Source organism: Rapidithrix thailandica, assembly GCF_039710355.1.
In the GTDB taxonomy this organism is placed as follows: domain Bacteria; phylum Bacteroidota; class Bacteroidia; order Cytophagales; family Flammeovirgaceae; genus Rapidithrix; species Rapidithrix thailandica.
Genome location: NZ_JBDKWZ010000024.1, coordinates 49,041 through 66,405 on the forward strand (window position 1 = coordinate 49,041; position 17,365 = coordinate 66,405).

A 17,365-nucleotide genomic window follows, 5' to 3' on the forward strand; every position below is an offset into this window, starting at 1 on the left:
CGTGAAATTTTATAGGCAAATTGCATCATTTGGCTTAACTTCGGCCAAATAAGTTTGTATTCGTTATCTCCCCAAAAAGATGTATTTTATCACGTTGCAATATACCACCGTTTATTCCTGCCCAAATGAAAAAAATAGTCATAACCTTATTCCTGATAAGTCTGATAAAAGTCGGGTGGAGTCAAGAGTCAGAATACCTGATCCAATCCGATATTCCGTACTATAGTGAATCTGTCCGGCAAGCAGATGCCTATATTCGTGGGCGCTGTGTCATAGATCTTTATTATCCGAAAGACCTCAAAAACTTTCCGACCATTGTATGGTTTCATGGTGGGGGGCTTACCTCTGGAAACAAAGAAATTCCGTCAGCTTTAAAAGGCAAAGGAGTCGCTATTATTGGCGTCAATTACCGGCTTTACCCCAAGGCAAAAGCTCCGAAATACATTGAAGATGCTGCCGCTGCAGTAGCTTGGGCTTTTAAACATATTGAGGAATACGGAGGGGACCCTACTTTGATTTTTGTTTCGGGACATTCGGCCGGAGGCTACCTTGCCAGTATGGTGGGTTTGGACCAACACTGGCTCAAAAAACACCATGTGGAAGCGAACGACATTGCCGGTTTGATTCCTTTTAGCGGGCACACCATCACGCATTTTACCGTACGGAAAGAGCGGGGAATAAAAGGTACTCAACCGGTAGTGGACGAACTGGCACCTTTATACCATGTGCGGCCCGATGCCCCTCCTTTGTTGTTGATTACCGGTGACCGGGAATTGGAGATGCTGGGCCGGTACGAAGAAAATGCTTACCTGATGCGCATGATGCAGGTAGCCGGCCATACACAAACAAAATTATACGAACTGGATGGCTATGGGCATTCGATGACCGAACCGGCTTTCCCCTTGTTGCTCCGGGAAGTCAAAAGGATTGCTGCCTTAAAAAAGAAATTATGAGGAAGAGATTGAAAATGTATATTCTGGTCAGGGAAGAAGTCCCCTTAGGCAAAGCCATTGTGGGTGTTGCACATGCTTCGTTGGCCTGCTACTTAAAATACCAAAATGCTTCCGAAACCCAACAATGGCTGAAAGGACCTTTCTATAAAACCGTTTGCAAAGTAAGCGATGCCGAGTTTGAAAAAGCGAAACAGGAAACCGATTGGGTCGTAATGACCGAATCGACCCTCAATCATGCCGAAACCGTTATTGCTTTTAAACCCAGAGCGGATTATCCTTCCTACTTCCACTATTTCAGGCTTTTTAAATAAGCATTCTCTATCGCTAAACCCAATGGATAATAATACCGGATTGAAGCCTTACCTTCGCGGTATATTTGTCAATTAATCTTAATCGTATGAAGTCTTTTTTTACCATTATACTTTGTTTATCCGGTTTATTGGTCCGGGCACAGGACGTTATGAATTTGTTTCCCGAAATTCAAATGCTCGACTTGAGCAGTGAAGGAGAAAAAGCTTTTCAAGAGCACGAGAAACGCTGCGCAATCATATGGGAAAAACTCTCGAACGGTCTGGACATCGACCAACTTTCGGAAGCTGAACAAAATACACTTAAGAATTGTGATGAGACAGTCGGAAGTTATTGGGAGATCATCGGGAGTGGGTGCAGTTGGTATTGTGCCGGAGGGCCGAAAGAGGTGACGGCTTCTTCGCATCTGGACTCACAAGGAAAAGTAGATTATCAGGCTACCAATGCACATGACCTGGATTACAAAACAGCCTGGGTAGAAGGAGATGAGGGCTTTGGTACCGGTGAATATTTGAAATACATATTTGCGGCAAACAGCCCCAGAATTAATAAGATCATTGTAGCGAATGGTTATGTGAAAAATGAAACGGCCTGGAGAAACAACTCGAGGGTCAAAAAGCTCAAATTATATCTTGACGACCAGCCTTATGCCATACTGAATTTAAGGGATCAACGGGCCGGGCAGCATTTTTCGATTTCACCTCTGGGAAATAAGCCCTCAACAACGGATGATTTATCAAATGCTCCCGATTGGACACTTAAATTTGAAATTCTGGAGGTTTATCCGGGAGAAAAATATAAAGACGTGGCCATCTCCGAAATCTATTTTGACGGCTTGGACGTACATTGCCTGGCAAAAGGAACTCTCATCACGCTGGCCGATTCTTCTTTACAAAAGATCGAGAGCCTGAAACCGGGTGACCGGGTATTGTCCTACAATACTGACACCCGAAAATTTGAACCTTCCGTCATCCTGGAGTTGGCCCGTCCCTATCACCATCATTTAGTCAACCTCCAATTCTCCAATGGAGACTCCCTGCTCTGCACGGAAGACCATCCCTTACTAGCCCCTGACGGCACTTGGTATTCTGCCAACCCTGACAAAACCCAATCCGATTACCAGTTTGAGCATGTAGAGCAGTTGCAAGTGGGAAGCATTATCAACTCCACTACAGGAGTTCTGAAAATCCTCTCCATTCAAAAATTACACGAAAACCAACAAACCTATACCCTTGTAAAATTGAGCAAGAATAACGCATTTATAGCCAATGGGATCATCGTAGGTGCTGAGACGCTTAGGGAAACAATTGAATATTGATGAAAAAAATACTGTTATTACTTTTACTTGGTACGCTTCCCGAGGTGATTTGCGCACAAAATTTTGACTTTAGAAAAGACCTGGATTCCTTGCAAATCTGGATTAATCAATTACCTCCGGCGTCACCGGTGGGTTACTCCGGAGTGGGGGATGATAGTTTGGTAAACCTTTCTCAAGAGAAAATCAGCCGGAAACTACTTGAACTTTTAAACCACTCCGCTTTTCCGGTGGATAGTTTAAAGCCACTCGGCTTTTTTCATTTTACTACTTCGGATGATCAACAGTTTATGATCTGCCAATGGCAGGAATATACCGGAGGCACGGACCAACCTTTTGCCAGTATTTTCTGCTATTCCTCAAGCCCGCAAAAGGAAAGAGTAGCCAGTCCATCGGGTTATACCGTTCATTTTGAAAAGATTTACAGTTTACCAGGTCACCGTTATGTTTTGGAAGGAAGTGCAAGTCCTTGTAGTTCTTGTTTTGAAAGTTATCTGCTCATAGTGGCCCTTGTAAAGGATACTTTTAAAACGCTATCGAGTTGTTACCTATCAGACAGGGCCTGGGAATCTTATCTTGCTTTCGATCCCGAACAGCAAGGAGTTTCTTTCGACCTGGGTCAAAGTGATCTTGCCGAGTTACGGATCATCCATTATGGTAAATCCGTGTATTCCTTGGCACAGGATACCCTCAAAGCCACCCGGTTTTCGCTGGAATCTAAAGCTCATTTTATAGGGAATATTGAGTTGGATGGTGACGGACTACTTTGGTTGAAATAAACTTAATGTTACACCCAAATGATTTTTAACGGATGAGCTAAAAAGCATTTGGAGTCTGATATTTCTTCAAGCCTTTTTATCTTTGTCTGAAATGATAACTCAACAGAAATTTGGCAAAACGTTCTTCCAATAGTATCTCTACCTTACCCACCTTGGGTATTTCCGATATGGATGTGACCTTGTCATCCACCACAGGGTTTACGCTGTTCCGGCATGAGGAGAAAGGGAAGAGCGATGTACCTTTAGGACATAAACATGATTTTTATCTGCTCTTGTTTGTCAAATCCGGAGAGGGAGTGCATAATATTGATTTTGTGGACTATCCTGTACAAGCACAACAGGTTTTTTTTCTGGCTCCGGGTCAGGTTCATAGTTGGAAATTGAAGAAAGATACCGTAGGTTTTCAATTGATGTTTTCCCCTGAGTTCTTACCGATTCCCCCCGGAAAGCTTTCGTTTTTTTCTAATTCTTCTTCTCCCGAACTACCCCTGAGCGATATACAATCAACGCTTCTGGAATCCGAATTCCGGGCGATTGAAAATGAAACCCATCAAACAGATGGGTTAAGCGGTTTTCTTTTACGGCATCGTTTATGGACTTGCTTACTTTTATTGCAGCGTTGGTATACAGAGCATCATGCGATTAGAATCCAATCGGCCGCTCACCGTACCACTCATGATTTTATGGAATTGCTGGAACAACATTATCCGGAGCAAAGTAGTGTACAGTTCTATGCCAATGCCTTGCACCTCAGCTCCAACTACCTGAATGTTATCTGTAAAAAAGAATTGGGTCTAACAGCCGGGGAAGTGATTCGCAACCGACTATTGTTGGAAGCGAAACGCTTGTTGACTTTCACGCAAAATGATATCAAAGAAATTGCCTTTCAATTGGGGTTTGAGGATGCCCCGTATTTTACTCGCTTTTTTAAAAAACTCGATGGCCGGACACCTTCCGAATTCCGGCAAAATTCACGAATAGTACCAGCATCCGAATAATTAGGATAAGCCTTTCCGGTACATCTTGCTGTTATTTTGTATCCTTAAACCAAAACTTGAATAGCTATTAAACCTTATAAGGTGGATGGTTTGATGTTTGAACAAGATCGCCACTCTTTTTGTCAAAAAATGAGGGCATATCGCTTACTCGAAAAACTCGGAATAAATGAAACTTTTCAAAGTGTATTTAGGAGTCCTGATGCTGCTTAATGTAGCATGTACCGGAAACACACAACAATTAACCTTTATGAAATCAGATCAACACCCATTGTTACGGGCTGCACGAAATAATGACATAGAAAAGATAAATGTACTTCTTGCCCAAGGAAATCTGGATCTGGAAACTAAGAATACAGGAGGTAAAACAGCCTTATTATTGGCTACGGAGCAAAACCATTTGCAAGCGGCAAAACTTTTAATAGAGGCCGGGGCCAATGTCAATACACAGGATCAAATTCAGGACAGTCCGTTTTTGTTGGCCGGAGCCAGGGGATATACGGAGATCCTCCGCCTGTGTTTTGAAGCAAATCCGGATTACACGGTTTTTAACCGTTACGGAGGAACCGCCTTGATTCCCGCTTGTGAAAGAGGGCATGTGGAAACGGTCAAAGAGATTTTGTTACATAAAGACTTCCCGATAGATCATGTAAACAAACTGGGTTGGACGGCTTTGATGGAGGCGATATTACTGAGTGACGGAGGGCCTAAACATGTTCAAATCGTACAAATGCTGGTGGATGCAGGTTGTGATGTCAATATTCCGGATCATGACGGCATTACACCTTTGACCCTTGCAAAGAGTAGAGGTTATGATAAAATTACGGAAATTCTGCAAAAGGCAGGAGCAAAATAAATCTGAAAACGTAAACAGATTGTGCCGGAAATCCCAAACGGGAATCCGGTGTCATCATGGATTTTCTATATCAGTCTTATTACAACTATCTATTTGCATTAAAAGAAAACGTACGATTTAATTCCATGTAACCAGGCCCTCTTTTTGGAGGTGCCTGGTTTTTGTTACAGGGGATGCGAAGTATCAAGAGTAACGATCAACCAGAAGAAGAAACAATTTTATGCAAACAACAAACACAGCTCCGGCTCAAACAGCTAACAGGATAGCGACAGCCTCTACAGACACCCCTCTGTCTTCCTCATTAGTAGGGTGGATGGCAATCACTTGCGGACTGGTAGTCGCTAATTTGTACTTTAACCAACCGCTATTGGCTGAAATCGGAAAAGCCTTTCAAAAGACAGACAAACAGGTGAGTTGGATAGCCACCATTACACAATTGGGGTATACGGTTGGGTTGCTGTTGGTAGTCCCCTTAGGCGACAAACTGGAAAGGAAAAAACTAATCCTGATCAAACTCGTTTTGGCGGCTATCTCATTGGCCGTAGTGGCTTCCAGTCAGCATTTTTATACCATGCTTATTGCCAGTTTGTTTGTAGGGATTTTCTCGGTGGTGCCTCAACTGCTTTTACCCATGGCAGCGCAATTGGCACGTCCCGAAAAGCGAGGCAAAATAGTCGGTACGGTAATGAGTGGATTGTTGATTGGTATTTTACTTTCCCGTACCATCAGCGGATATGTGGGCGCCCATTTGGGTTGGAGGGCCATCTTTTGGATTGGAGCGGTGGTGATGCTCTTGTTGGATGGAATTCTGGCTTTTATGTTGCCTAAAGACCAACCTGTTTATAAAGGAACTTATTCGCATCTAATGCGCTCACTGTGGACCTTGGTGAAGGACCAAGCCATACTGAGAAAATCAGCAGGAGTGGGGTTTATGATGTTTGGGGCTTTCAGCATCTTCTGGACAACCCTGGTGTTCTTTTTGGAAGGGGCACCTTACCATTATAAAAGCGATATGGTAGGGCTTTTCGGACTTATAGGGGCTTGTGGGGCCTTTGCCGCTCCCTTAGCCGGAAAAACAGCTGACCGGAAAGGAGCCGACTTCACGGCCGTATTTGGTATGTTGATCGCACTCAGTGCTTTTGTCGTTATGGGGATAGGAGGGAACTGGTTGATTGCCTTGATCCTTGGAGTGATCCTGTTGGACATTGGTATGCAGGTTACTCATATTTCCAATCAGTCACGGGTATTTGCCCTGATCCCGGAAGCCCGTAGCCGGCTGAACACCGTTTATATGACTTCAGCATTTACCGGTAGCTCATTGGGTTCACTTCTGGGAAGCATGGCTTGGCATTACGGCCAATGGCCAGGTGTTTGTCTGTTGGGGTTTGTGTTTATAGGAACCGCATATTTGATCAACCGGAATTAAGATCAATCGTTGAAAAATACTGTTTTGCCGCATCAAAATAGACAACAAGCAGTGGTAAAGCGAGAAAAAAAATTCTTTTGACGTTTAAGGAATTGGCTTAATGTTTTATATTAGCGATTGATAAGATAGGATGCCTACAAGGTAGTAATGCTTATCTATTTGTAATTTAAAATACTAAACTAATTTATTTGTAAAAATGGGTGCTTGGGGCACAAAAGTTTTTGAAGACGATTTAAGTTTTGACTGGTACGATGAATTTTGCGAAAGTGACCAGTCCATTGAAAAATTAGAGAATGCCTTTGAGGATGTCATTGAGACAGAAGATTACCTGGATCATGAGTTTGGCATAGCAGCATTAGTTTCTGCGGAATTGCTGGCTGCCGCCTTAGGTGCTCCCTCCGAAGATTTTCCCAAAGAAGATTACCACCAGGGTGAGGATGGGGATGATCCCTTACCTCTGTTGAACCTGGGAAGAATTAGGGAAGATATCGATGCTGAATTGGTAGAAAAAGCCAGGAAAGCTGTGAAAAAGGTGGGGCATTTTAGCCATTCGGAAATCAGAGAACTATGGGAAGAATCCGACTCTTATGAGGAATGGCTCCGTACTCTTTCAGAGTTAATCGAGCGATTAAAAATGTAAGGATTGTAACTGTCCGGTTCCCTTTGTATGACCGGACAGTTACCCACAATATTCACGGCTTCCGGAAGCTTGCCGTGGTGGGTTGTTGCTACAGTATCAAAAATACAAAGTCCTTTGGGGCTCCCTTCCAAACCCTTCTATTTCCAAACGGTTTTGATAAACATGGACTATCCCATAGGCAGATTGTTCTTGTGTTTCTACTACTCCATGCATCGTCAGGAAGTGGATATGCCCCTGTTTGGCATAATCTCCGGCATGGTTATGGCCATTCAGATACGCCACAATATTGGGATATTGCTGTAGCAAGTTGTTGAGTTCCCGGTGGTTCCACAGGTTGTACTTACTTTCCGGCCAAATGGGAAAATGACAAAATATAATTACTTTTTCGTCTTGTTGTTTGGCTGACTGTAAGACGTCCTCTAACCAGTCCAATTGGGTTTTACTGATTCCACCGTTCCATGCCTGGGCATTTTGCAGGTGTTGGGCTTGAAGAGATTTTAATTCTTCGAGTGCCTGGGAATATGCATCACTTTCTTTGGGATAAGCATAACAACTCACTTCATTGCCATCCAACACGATCAACCGGAAGTGTTGATGTTGAAAATGATAATAGCCTTTTTGCAAGCCTAATTTGCTGAGAACTTTGGATTTGTATTCCGGTCGGACTTCAAAATCATGGTTGCCCAATAAAGAATAAAAAGGTTTGTTCAAACCGGAAATCACCGGATTCACTGCTTCAAAACTTTTGTAATCCCGGTCGATCAGGTCGCCTAGTTGTATCACAAAAGCAAGCTCGCGCTTCTGAAACGTTTGAATGCAATCTTTTAATTTATGCAGGGCTTGCCGGTAATACCGCTGTTTAAAAGGGGGGTGGTCACAATATTGTACATCGGCAAAAACCCCAAATGAAAACTCCGCTTGTTCATTCATCATAATACATCACTCCTTTTTCCGGACAAAGTTAGTGTACACCAACTATTGAGTGCAAATAGCTTGGACGACAATGTAATTATGATACCGGGGAACCGGCAAGTTGATCAAAACCTGTTTTCTGTACTTTTTCAAAGTGTTTTTGTAAGGTATGTTTTCCATATACCGGAGCTACCATATCCATGGACATCGCCGTCAGAAAAAACTCGACCGGGCCATAGGTTTTCGAGCTGGTGAAAGTGCGGGCCAGAAAGGTAACCAGTTGAGTGAGCCATAAAGGTAAATACGTGATTTTGGCTTTCTTTCCACATACGGCAAAAGCCATTTGGGCAATCTGTTTATGGGAGAGTACTTCCGGTCCACCTACCGGAATTTGTTTTTCTTGTGAGTGAATGCTTTGGACACAAACTTCGGCCAGGTCTTCTCCGTGAATCGGGTTGGCTTTGCATTCTCCATTACCAATCAGGTACACTCTGCCGTTATTCGCCATATTCAGGATTTCTGTCATATCGGAAAAAAAGCCATCGGGCCGGACGATACAATACTCCATGCCCGACTGTTGAAGTTCCTCGGCAAACTTTTCTTTGGCCTCACATATTTTCAGTTGGGTTAACTGATCACCACGAAAGACCGACACATAAATGAACTTCTTTACTCCTTTGGCTTGTGCCATCCTTAGCAAGTTCATATTGGCCTGGTAATCTACATCCATATATGTAAGTCCGTCTTTTTGCCGGGTGATCCCAACAGTGGAAATCACCACATCGGTATCTCGAAGAGCTTTTTCCAAGGTATCGGCCCGGGTTACTTCTGCCTCGATAGCCTCATTGAGGTACGGTGATAAATCTTGAAGTTTTGATTTACTTCTGCCAATGGCTTTTACATAATACGCTTGCCGGGCAAGCTCTTTTACAATGTACCGGCCCAAATAGCCGGTGGCTCCTGCTACGAGTACTTTTTCCATAGGGTTATTGATTGATGTTTGGTAATTTTTAGGCAATATTAGCCTTGGCGGGAATGAGAGGATTGTAAAAAATCGGCTTTTTCCAGAATACACTTTTCACTTAAATATAATTCTCCTGAAAAATAACTTTTGGGAGCTACGCCAATCAACTGCTTGAACTCACGGATAAAATGCGATTGGTCATAATACCCCAGTTTATAAATATCTAAAGCTTTGGTATGTGGTGAATAAGTTGTCAACACTTGACGGAATCGGGCCAATTTGCCGTATTGCTTTGGTGTAAGTCCCGTATAATGTTTGAAGTTCCGTTCAAACTTGCTGACCGAACAACAGTAAGTAGAAGCCAGATCACCTATTTGAATATTGCCTTTGGATAAGTCGATTGTGTGTACAATGGATTGAATCGGAATATTGGAAGTAGAAAGTTGTTTTTCCAGAAATGCTTTTTGTAAAAAGGAGTTGGCAAGCTGTACACGGTGGAGGTTATCCGGGGCTTCTTGTAATCGGGAAGTCAATTCTTTGATGGAAGGCATGAGCAGTTCGACCGGAACAATGATATTGGTAAATTCATCGGCCGGGTAGCCTGTCAACAAGCTCCAGCCAAAAGGCCGGAAACAAATGGAAAATAGCCCTATTTTTCCACTGTATTGCAATTGATGATATTTGGTAAACTGACCGACTAATAAAAGCTCATTTTTACTTGTCGAGGAAGCATTCGCAATTTGAAAAGGGTCTCCATAGTTGATCAATAAGTCTTGAAAACCCAAAGGAGGGACCCTGTCCCGAATCGAAGATTGTTGAGATGCAGGAACCTCCAATGCCCAATAACATTTGATAAAGGGTTGAAGCGCTGGGGCAACGGGTATTTCGAAGTATCCTTCCATAGTTTATCAATCGCAAAAATAAACGGCTGTTTGTAAAAAGGAACGTGTTTTTTGCAAGTAGCCGTAAAAAGTTTGACAAATACCGGAGTGCAAGGAAGTAGGGAATAAAAAAAGCTCAAAAACCGGAATCTCCGGATTGAGCTTAAGCGAGTTTTGAATGAAGCTGTCTGAAAAGTCAAAAGAACATAAAATGCCACGAAGATTTTAAAGCACAAAGAGTCGCAAATATTTGATTTGTAATTCGTTATTTCTGCTTAGTGTCTTTGCGGCTATCAATCGACTGTTTTAGATCGCCTCCAAGTGAAAATATTAGCCAAAAAGGCCAAGTACTTAACTTTTAGAATTGCCAAAGTTTCGCAAGTTATAGGTAAATGTCAGCATATAGTATTGTTGTAAGATTTCCGTTCTGGAATCCTCTATGTAGGCATTGGTGACATTTCGTTGAATGTTTTGGTTTTGATCCAGGAGATCAAATACCGTGAGTTTTACTTCCGCCCGGTTGTTTTTGGTAAATTTAAATCCGGCACTCATGTTCCATAGAAAGTAGGATTGGTTCATATCTTCCGAAAGCCCGCTATAAAATTGATGATTGAGATTGTTGTCAAAAAACAGGGTTTTCCAAAAATTCCAGTAAAACTTCAACCCGGTCTTTTGCATATAGTAATTGTTGTTCAGGCTTTCTTGCAGACTGTTGCGTACGATGTTGTAATTGGCTGTAGTTGACAATGTGAAATCCACCTTTTCATTGATATTACTACTCAATACCAAGCCTTGGCTCAGGTTGGTGGTAAAGGTCTCGTTTAACTCCTCGTTCAAGATATTAGGCGAATTTGAAAAGCTGACCGAAGTATTCATGTTCAGGTTGCTTTTGATGGGTTTCAGATAAAAGCCATAGGCAAAAAAGGACCGTACATTCCAGGAACCGTTCAAGTTGACAGGTTGAGAGTACTGTCCTCCGGCCAACAGGGATTGACCGTTGATCACCGTATCCTGCTGTACAAAAGTGGTTTTGTTTCCAATGTAATCGTTGGTAAGGGTGGTGTGAACCATCGCAATCAAGCTGGTCGATTTTTCCGGATTGATTTTCCGGAAGCTGAGCGAGAGTGTATGAGCATAGGATTGGTCCAAGGCCGGGTTACCCAGAGAGAGTTGTAAGGGGTTCGCATTGTTGACCACATCCTGTAATTGAGAGATGGACGGTTGACTGGTTCTTGTGCGATACATTAAGCGCAAATGACTTTGTTTATCAAAACGCACCCGGAGCATCATACGGGGTAAAAGATTCGTATAGCTGCGGTCCATTCCGAATGCATCCGGAAGGGTTTTTTCATTTTCCAAAGAAGCATGTTGGTATGAAACATTGGCCATAAACATTAATTTACCGGTTCTTATCCGGTATCCCAGGCCTGCTCGTTGAGTAAAATAATCATTTTCAAATACATTACTCAAGGTAGAATCTAAGAGAGTATATCCCTCCGAAATCGCTTCAAACTGATACGCTCTTTTGTCGGATGAACTATTGTTATTTCCAAAGGAATATTCAACCTGCAAACTTCCTGTTTTGCCAATAGGCTCCGTATACGAAACATTGGTATTATAGGAAAAGCTATTGCTCCGGGAGTCGGTTAATTGATTGACCGTATCGGCAACATCCGTCTTCAGGTTTTGATTTAAGGACCAAAGTTGGCTCTCTCCGTCTTTATTATCCCAGGTAGTATTTAAGCGCACTGAAAAAGTACGGCCGCGTTTGGCAAATTTATGTCTGAGCAATAGTAAATTAGAGATATTGTAACCGGACATTTCCGAGGAAGACCGGTTAAGCGCCTGGCTTAAGAGTTGTCCGTCTTGCAGACGATTGAGTCCGGTAAATTCTCCTTCGGCATTGTTGGATTGAAAGTTCAGGCTGGGCCGGAGTAACACGGAAGTCTGATCGCTGATTTTGTAATCCATTCGCAAGTTAAAGCGATGGTTGAAATTATTACTGTTGCCAAAGCTTTCTTCTTGATAATATTGACTGGAGTCTCCCGAAAACAGATACTCCCGCGACAGGACCTCTTTAGAGGTATTGGCCGAACGATTGTAAAAATAATTGGCGTTGATTTCAATTTTTTTGCCCCATTCGTCCTGAAAGTTGATGCCGAAAGCATCTGTGGTAGTGATCCCGTTTTGAGAACCGACCAGAAAGTCATTAGTACTGGCTCCCATCCCCCCACCTCTGCGGCCTCCTCCTCTGCCTCCGCCAAATCTGCGGGAGCCTCCCGAACCCACCACACCCAGTAAATCCTGGGTAGAAAAATTTTGCTGGTTCACATTGTTCGTCATACCAATGACAGAAATGCGTTGTTTGCCATTGAAGAAGTTTAAATTGCCCCCCGCCATATACTTTTCATCCAAGCCACCACCAGCATAAATTTTTCCAAACTGACCGTTTCGCTTGTCTACCCGGGTGACGATATTGATTGTTTTGGACGTTTCCCCATCGTCAAAGCCTGTAAACTGGGCTTGTTCGCTTTTTTTGTCAAACACTTCAATTTTATCAATGACTTCGGCAGGCAGGTTTTTCAGTGCAATGTTCGGATCATTGCCAAAGAAGGGCTTTCCATCCACCAATACCTGTTTTACATCCTCTCCGTTGGCTTTTACCGTGCCTCCATCAATCACAATCCCGGGCATTTTACCAATCAGGTTTTCCGCATCGGCATCGGGCCGGGTTTTAAAGGCATTGGCATTATACACCACCGTGTCACCTTTCACCTCTCCTACCGGAACTTTCCCCTCTACCTTCACCTCATCCAGTATTTTGGTATCTTCTTTCATAGGGATATTGCCAAGTTGCGGCTTGCTTACCGACTGAAATACTTTTTGGTACGTCTCATATCCTATATAGCTGACCTGTAACGTAAAAGGAGTGTCCGGTACTTTGGAAAAAACAAATACACCCTCTTGATCAGTGGTGACGGCGGCAAAAAGGGAGTCGTTTTCTACTTTGAGTAAAACCGATGCTCCTACCAACGGTTCTTGGCTGGTAGCATCTACTAACCTGCCGTTGAGAGCCGGTTTTGAAGATTGGGCGCTTAGTTGTAAGGAAATACCCAGAAGCAACAGAGTCAACCAATGTTGGTAGAGGGGTAAAATGTGGCGATATTTGTTCATATTTCTTGTAAAGTTAGGCTAATTGCATAGCGATATGCCCGGAAGTATATTCCGTTGTGGATAAATCTCTTCCGGACTACCCGTCCGGAACAAGTTTATTTATGTGGCAAAGAATCAAAAACCTTGTTACAACCGGAAATTTATTCAATCAACGGCCGGAAAAACTCAACGTAATGCAGGTAGGAGGAGGGGGGATTGAATGGTAATGGTTTTACAATTTAGGTCTGAGCCGGGTGTAGGATGTGAATCGCTTTTATCTGTATTTTTATTTCGAATGGTAGAGGGGTGTATATGCTTAATACGATTCTACTGCTTTTCGAATGTCGGGCCACCGAATGTCGGACCACCGAATGTCGGGCCACAATCATGTTATTTTGGGAACTCTAAACGGAGCCGCTTTACCGTCAAAAGGGCGGCCTATTAAAGGAGTATTTCCCGTTTAGTACAAAGAATGACTGCTTTATTATAAAGCACAAAGCCCACATTAGAATGGAAAATGTGGGCTTCTTGACGTTAATTAAAATTTTCTAACGATTAGTTTTTACGTTGGAAAAATAAATAGCCTCCTGTCATTACCAATACTGTACTGAACAACAATTTTGTAATGCCCCCCAATACCAGGTCTGTGGCCGGTTTTGTCGTAAAGCGATGCGTGGGCAGTTTTTCATAATCCGCATGTGTAAACGGAAGTTGCCGAAACAAGAAGGGGTAATAAAACTCCTTGAGAGATACATGGTATTGCTCTATACTTTCCATAAACTGTAAATGGCTGTCGAGGTCCGTACCGGCCAGAGCATTCAAAGCCGCTTGGGCATTGACCGGCAGGGAAAAACCGCTCAGGTCATAGGTCAGCGCCTGTCTTTTCTGTAAACCGGATTTATAGGCTTGCACCAAATCTTTTACCGCTTGATCTCCCATTTCGTGCATAGCATAATACCAGTGCCAGGAAAACCGACCTTTAATAGGCGTATCGTCTGCCCATTGGGGGTAAAGCGCATAGAATTGTTGCATGGTTTCTTCTTTGGGTTTGTCCCAGCCACTGTGCATGGCCTCCCGCTGTTGGACGGTCAGATCAATGCCCTGGGGCAAAGGTTGGCTAACGGTCACGTATATGTTCATCAGGCTGGGTAACACCATGGTGAGCACCAACCATATTCCCAAGAGTATTACGGCATTGAAAGAAGAGTTTTTTCGCAGAGCAATCACCAAGAAGGTAGCCCCAAACCAGAAAAGACAGTAGAGCGTTACGACTAACAGCCAGAGTGCAATTCTGCCATCCGGAGAGATGCCCGCCCCGATAAAACCCAGGATGGAAAGCAGCCAGGCCATGCCCAAAACCAAGATGACCTGAAAGCCCAGCTTGGAAATGACCACCGTAGAAAGGCGAATGGGTTGTGACAATAATAAGGGTAAGGTGCCTCGCTCTTTTTCCTGAGACAATACATTATAACCCAGTGTGATAATGAATAAAGGAAAAAGATAAACCAGTACAAAGGCAAGGTCAAAATTCCCGCTTAACACTTTTAAAGGGTTGATGTTTTCCGTGTCGTAGAGTTGTGCCTGCAGGTTCAGCAAACGCAGCTTCAGGTAATAGGGGTTTACGTCCCGTTGCCCCAAGGCAAGGCCGGCCCAAGGCTGGGGTTGGTTTTGGGCAAATACCGGAAAATAATAAGCAACAGTCCCGGCATCGGCCTCTCCGGGGTACTTTTTTTTGAGTTCTTCAATAGTATGTGTTTCCAACTGCTCCAGCTCCGCCAGGTTTTCCCTTTGCCGGGCAATTTCCTGCGTGCCGTAGTAAATGCTGTACAGTCCGGCTGCCAGCATCAGGGCAGTGAGCAGCAGCAAACCTTTGTCGGCCCGGAAGCTGAGGGCTTCAAATTTGATTAATAAAAGAATCTTTTTCATGGAATTAAACGATTTGTGCTTTTTCAATCAGTTTGGGGCCTAGCGCTAAGAGCAAAAACAGCCAGCCTCCCAGGGCTAACAGGGGTATAAGATGACGAACCAACACCCAACCTACTGATGGGGCCCGGTAGTCGAAAGGCTCAAAGGTGCTCCAGGTTTCGGCCGCGAGACGCTGGTTTTTGTTCCCATAGGTGATGTGAGTGGCCTGTAGTTCATTCAGCCTTTGTACAAACCGGTAGCGATAGCTTTCCGCTTCTTGTTGAAAATGTACATAATGGTGAAAATCAGCTCCGGCCAAGCCCATGGACAATTGGCGTAAAGCCAGGTAAGGATTGAAAAAGCCCGCCCAAACGGCAATGCTGTTTTGTTGGTGGAAGGTTTGTTGAAGTTCCTCAAAATGTTTTTGATAGACTTTACTGCTGTATTCTTCTCCTTCAGCCATCACAATCCCCTCGAAATTTACGGGCAGTTGATGCACGGAATCTACTCTGTATTGGATCAGGAGTGAGGTTAACAAGGCTTCTCCTCGCTTGTCTTTGGGGTTGTGCCCGTCTATGCCTTTGACGGCCTCTTCATGAACGTCGGCATCCATTTGCGCCTTGGTGGGAGCAGGATAGAGGCCTGCGCCCAGGTTGGAAGCGGCTTTGGGGATAATGATGCAACTTAAAATCCAAATGCCTAACAGGCTGACCAAGGCCAAGCGCGAACTCTTCGACAAAGCGGAAACGATCACCGAACCTGCGATACAGATAAAGAAATAGACGGCATACAGGCTTAAAAAGAGAAACAAGCGAAAGAAAATTTCCGGGTTGACTTCGAAGCTATTCAAACCGAAAATAAAGCAACCGGCTACTAACAAGGCAGGGCCTGTGATTAAACCGGTCACTTGGCTGTAACCCCGGATCTTCGCCCAGGCAATTTGCCGTAACGTTATCCCTTGGGTCAACAGGATTTTTAAGGTTCCGCTTTCCTTTTCCTGGGTGAAGGCACCAAAGCAAAGGAAGATTATGAGTAGGGGAAGGAGCATTTGCAAAACAAAGGCCACGGTCATTTCTCCGAAGCGAATCAGTGAACCGGACTGCTGTGCCTGACTGAAATTAGCGCTGTTTTGCCGGTGGGCTTCCAGAAATACAGAAACCCCGGTGTACGAATCAATTCCGAAATCCAGAAAACTAAGGCCGGATTTTGGCCGGAAGACAAAGGAACCGTAGTGTGCCACCCGGTGAGGATGCCGGTCGGGTTGATTGACCCATTGCTCTCGGACGGTCTCTTGGGCCGCAGTCCTTTCTGCTTGCAGTTGGTTAAAGCTGTGTAATCCTACCAGGGTAGCGGTCAGTAACAGGAAAAACAACAGAGCACTTAAGGTAACAAATCGCTTATCGCGCAAGGTGCTGATAAACTCTTTTCGGGCAATACTTTTCACCATGTTAATTATGCATATAGTTTAAATAGAGTTTTTCCAATTCATTGGCATTCAGGTTCTGCGTAGGCAATACATCCACCAGTTCACCCTCCCGCATAATGCCGACCCGGGTGCCGACCTCTTTGGCCCTGAAAATGTCGTGTGTAGCCATCAATACCGCTGTGCCTTTTGCCTGCAATTGTAAAAGCAGTTCGGAGAATTCATTGCTGGCCTTGGGGTCCAGCCCGGAAGTAGGCTCGTCCAATAACAACACCTTGGCATGTTTGGCAATAGCGATGGCAATGCCTACCTTCTGCCGCATCCCTTTGGAATAAGTGCCGACTCTTTTTCCGGCCGCATTGGCTGGTAAGCCCGCTTGTTGCAGATAGGCCATCAGTTCCTCTTGTGAATAAGAAAAACCGGCCAAACCGCTGAACAGAGAAAGGTTTTCCAGGCCGGTGAGGTTGGGATACAACATCACCTGCTCCGGGATATAAGCCAGGTGTTTCAAAATGGCCAAAGGATTTTGGGCTACCTCCAAGCCATGAATAAAAGCAGCCCCGGAAGTCGGTTGCAGAAACCCTAGGAGCAAGTTAATCGTGGTGGATTTTCCCGCTCCGTTTTGCCCCAGCAGGCAGAATATTTCGGAAGTCTCCAATTGCAGGTTCAGACCCTTCAAGGCCAGTTTGTCCTGGTACCGTTTCGACAGGTCTTTCGCTTCGAGAATGTATTTCATCAGTGATAGAATATTTAGAAGATTGAAAATCTGTAATTATTAGAGACACTCTTTATTTGTTCCCTCATTCCTCCACTCCCTCACTCCCCCATTTCCCCATTCCTTCATTCCTCCACTC

Annotated in this window: 15 protein-coding genes; 8 read left to right on the forward strand and 7 right to left on the reverse strand. The window is 44.0% G+C overall.

The genetic code is table 11. The features are described from left to right. Positions 1-125: 125 nt before the first annotated feature. From AAG747_RS27025 to AAG747_RS27060, 8 genes are all read left to right on the forward strand, one after another. Positions 126-953, forward strand: a complete 828-nt coding sequence (locus tag AAG747_RS27025) for an alpha/beta hydrolase (RefSeq protein ID WP_346824380.1) — start codon at positions 126-128, stop codon at positions 951-953. Next, positions 950-1,264 (forward strand): peptidyl-tRNA hydrolase, encoded by a 315-nt coding sequence (locus AAG747_RS27030; protein ID WP_346824381.1) that lies wholly within the window; start codon positions 950-952, stop codon positions 1,262-1,264. Before AAG747_RS27025 ends, AAG747_RS27030 begins: the two co-directional genes overlap by 4 nt. Positions 1,265-1,350: 86 nt before the next feature. Beyond that, complete coding sequence (locus AAG747_RS27035) at positions 1,351-2,580, forward strand: Hint domain-containing protein (protein ID WP_346824382.1); 1,230 nt, start codon at positions 1,351-1,353, stop codon at positions 2,578-2,580. Continuing rightward, positions 2,580-3,356: a hypothetical protein gene (locus tag AAG747_RS27040; RefSeq protein WP_346824383.1), complete on the forward strand. Its 777-nt coding sequence runs from the start codon at positions 2,580-2,582 to the stop codon at positions 3,354-3,356. Before AAG747_RS27035 ends, AAG747_RS27040 begins: the two co-directional genes overlap by 1 nt. Positions 3,357-3,466: 110 nt before the next feature. Next, positions 3,467-4,354, forward strand: coding sequence for a helix-turn-helix domain-containing protein (locus tag AAG747_RS27045; protein ID WP_346824384.1), 888 nt, complete (start codon positions 3,467-3,469; stop codon positions 4,352-4,354). Between the two features lie 166 nt (positions 4,355-4,520). Next, positions 4,521-5,207, forward strand: a complete 687-nt coding sequence (locus AAG747_RS27050; protein ID WP_346824385.1) for an ankyrin repeat domain-containing protein — start codon at positions 4,521-4,523, stop codon at positions 5,205-5,207. 220 nt (positions 5,208-5,427) lie between these two features. Continuing rightward, positions 5,428-6,633 carry an MFS transporter gene (locus AAG747_RS27055; RefSeq protein ID WP_346824386.1) on the forward strand — a complete coding sequence of 402 codons (1,206 nt, stop codon included), beginning with the start codon at positions 5,428-5,430 and terminating at the stop codon, positions 6,631-6,633. Positions 6,634-6,829: 196 nt separating this feature from the next. Further along, positions 6,830-7,273, forward strand: coding sequence for a DUF4259 domain-containing protein (locus AAG747_RS27060; RefSeq protein WP_346824387.1), 444 nt, complete (start codon positions 6,830-6,832; stop codon positions 7,271-7,273). A 96-nt stretch (positions 7,274-7,369) separates the two neighbouring features. On the opposite strand, the gene AAG747_RS27065 is transcribed toward AAG747_RS27060, so the two are convergent. From AAG747_RS27065 to AAG747_RS27095, 7 genes are all read right to left on the reverse strand, one after another. After that, the gene (locus AAG747_RS27065) at positions 7,370-8,206 is read right to left on the reverse strand and encodes a metallophosphoesterase (RefSeq protein WP_346824388.1); all 837 of its coding nucleotides are present in this window, start codon (positions 8,204-8,206) and stop codon (positions 7,370-7,372) included. Positions 8,207-8,282: 76 nt separating this feature from the next. Then, positions 8,283-9,167 carry an SDR family oxidoreductase gene (locus tag AAG747_RS27070; RefSeq protein WP_346824389.1) on the reverse strand — a complete coding sequence of 295 codons (885 nt, stop codon included), beginning with the start codon at positions 9,165-9,167 and terminating at the stop codon, positions 8,283-8,285. A 38-nt stretch (positions 9,168-9,205) separates the two neighbouring features. After that, positions 9,206-10,051 (reverse strand): DUF6597 domain-containing transcriptional factor, encoded by an 846-nt coding sequence (locus AAG747_RS27075; RefSeq protein ID WP_346824390.1) that lies wholly within the window; start codon positions 10,049-10,051, stop codon positions 9,206-9,208. A gap of 330 nt (positions 10,052-10,381) precedes the next feature. Then, positions 10,382-13,204: a TonB-dependent receptor gene (locus tag AAG747_RS27080; protein ID WP_346824391.1), complete on the reverse strand. Its 2,823-nt coding sequence runs from the start codon at positions 13,202-13,204 to the stop codon at positions 10,382-10,384. A 534-nt stretch (positions 13,205-13,738) separates the two neighbouring features. Continuing rightward, positions 13,739-15,109 (reverse strand): ABC transporter permease, encoded by a 1,371-nt coding sequence (locus AAG747_RS27085; protein WP_346824392.1) that lies wholly within the window; start codon positions 15,107-15,109, stop codon positions 13,739-13,741. 4 nt (positions 15,110-15,113) lie between these two features. Then, positions 15,114-16,535 carry an ABC transporter permease gene (locus AAG747_RS27090; protein ID WP_346824393.1) on the reverse strand — a complete coding sequence of 474 codons (1,422 nt, stop codon included), beginning with the start codon at positions 16,533-16,535 and terminating at the stop codon, positions 15,114-15,116. Between the two features lies 1 nt (position 16,536). After that, positions 16,537-17,247, reverse strand: coding sequence for an ABC transporter ATP-binding protein (locus AAG747_RS27095; RefSeq protein ID WP_346824394.1), 711 nt, complete (start codon positions 17,245-17,247; stop codon positions 16,537-16,539). Positions 17,248-17,365 lie beyond the last annotated feature (118 nt).

Coding starts and splice junctions, on each gene's coding strand:
- AAG747_RS27025 (WP_346824380.1), top strand. CDS start 126: ATGAAAAAAATAGTCATAACCTTATTCCTGATAAGTCTGATAAAAGTC.
- AAG747_RS27030 (WP_346824381.1), top strand. CDS start 950: ATGAGGAAGAGATTGAAAATGTATATTCTGGTCAGGGAAGAAGTCCCC.
- AAG747_RS27035 (WP_346824382.1), top strand. CDS start 1,351: ATGAAGTCTTTTTTTACCATTATACTTTGTTTATCCGGTTTATTGGTC.
- AAG747_RS27040 (WP_346824383.1), top strand. CDS start 2,580: ATGAAAAAAATACTGTTATTACTTTTACTTGGTACGCTTCCCGAGGTG.
- AAG747_RS27050 (WP_346824385.1), top strand. CDS start 4,521: ATGAAACTTTTCAAAGTGTATTTAGGAGTCCTGATGCTGCTTAATGTA.
- AAG747_RS27055 (WP_346824386.1), top strand. CDS start 5,428: ATGCAAACAACAAACACAGCTCCGGCTCAAACAGCTAACAGGATAGCG.
- AAG747_RS27060 (WP_346824387.1), top strand. CDS start 6,830: ATGGGTGCTTGGGGCACAAAAGTTTTTGAAGACGATTTAAGTTTTGAC.
- AAG747_RS27065 (WP_346824388.1), bottom strand. CDS start 8,206: ATGATGAATGAACAAGCGGAGTTTTCATTTGGGGTTTTTGCCGATGTA.
- AAG747_RS27070 (WP_346824389.1), bottom strand. CDS start 9,167: ATGGAAAAAGTACTCGTAGCAGGAGCCACCGGCTATTTGGGCCGGTAC.
- AAG747_RS27075 (WP_346824390.1), bottom strand. CDS start 10,051: ATGGAAGGATACTTCGAAATACCCGTTGCCCCAGCGCTTCAACCCTTT.
- AAG747_RS27080 (WP_346824391.1), bottom strand. CDS start 13,204: ATGAACAAATATCGCCACATTTTACCCCTCTACCAACATTGGTTGACT.
- AAG747_RS27085 (WP_346824392.1), bottom strand. CDS start 15,109: ATGAAAAAGATTCTTTTATTAATCAAATTTGAAGCCCTCAGCTTCCGG.
- AAG747_RS27090 (WP_346824393.1), bottom strand. CDS start 16,535: ATGGTGAAAAGTATTGCCCGAAAAGAGTTTATCAGCACCTTGCGCGAT.
- AAG747_RS27095 (WP_346824394.1), bottom strand. CDS start 17,247: ATGAAATACATTCTCGAAGCGAAAGACCTGTCGAAACGGTACCAGGAC.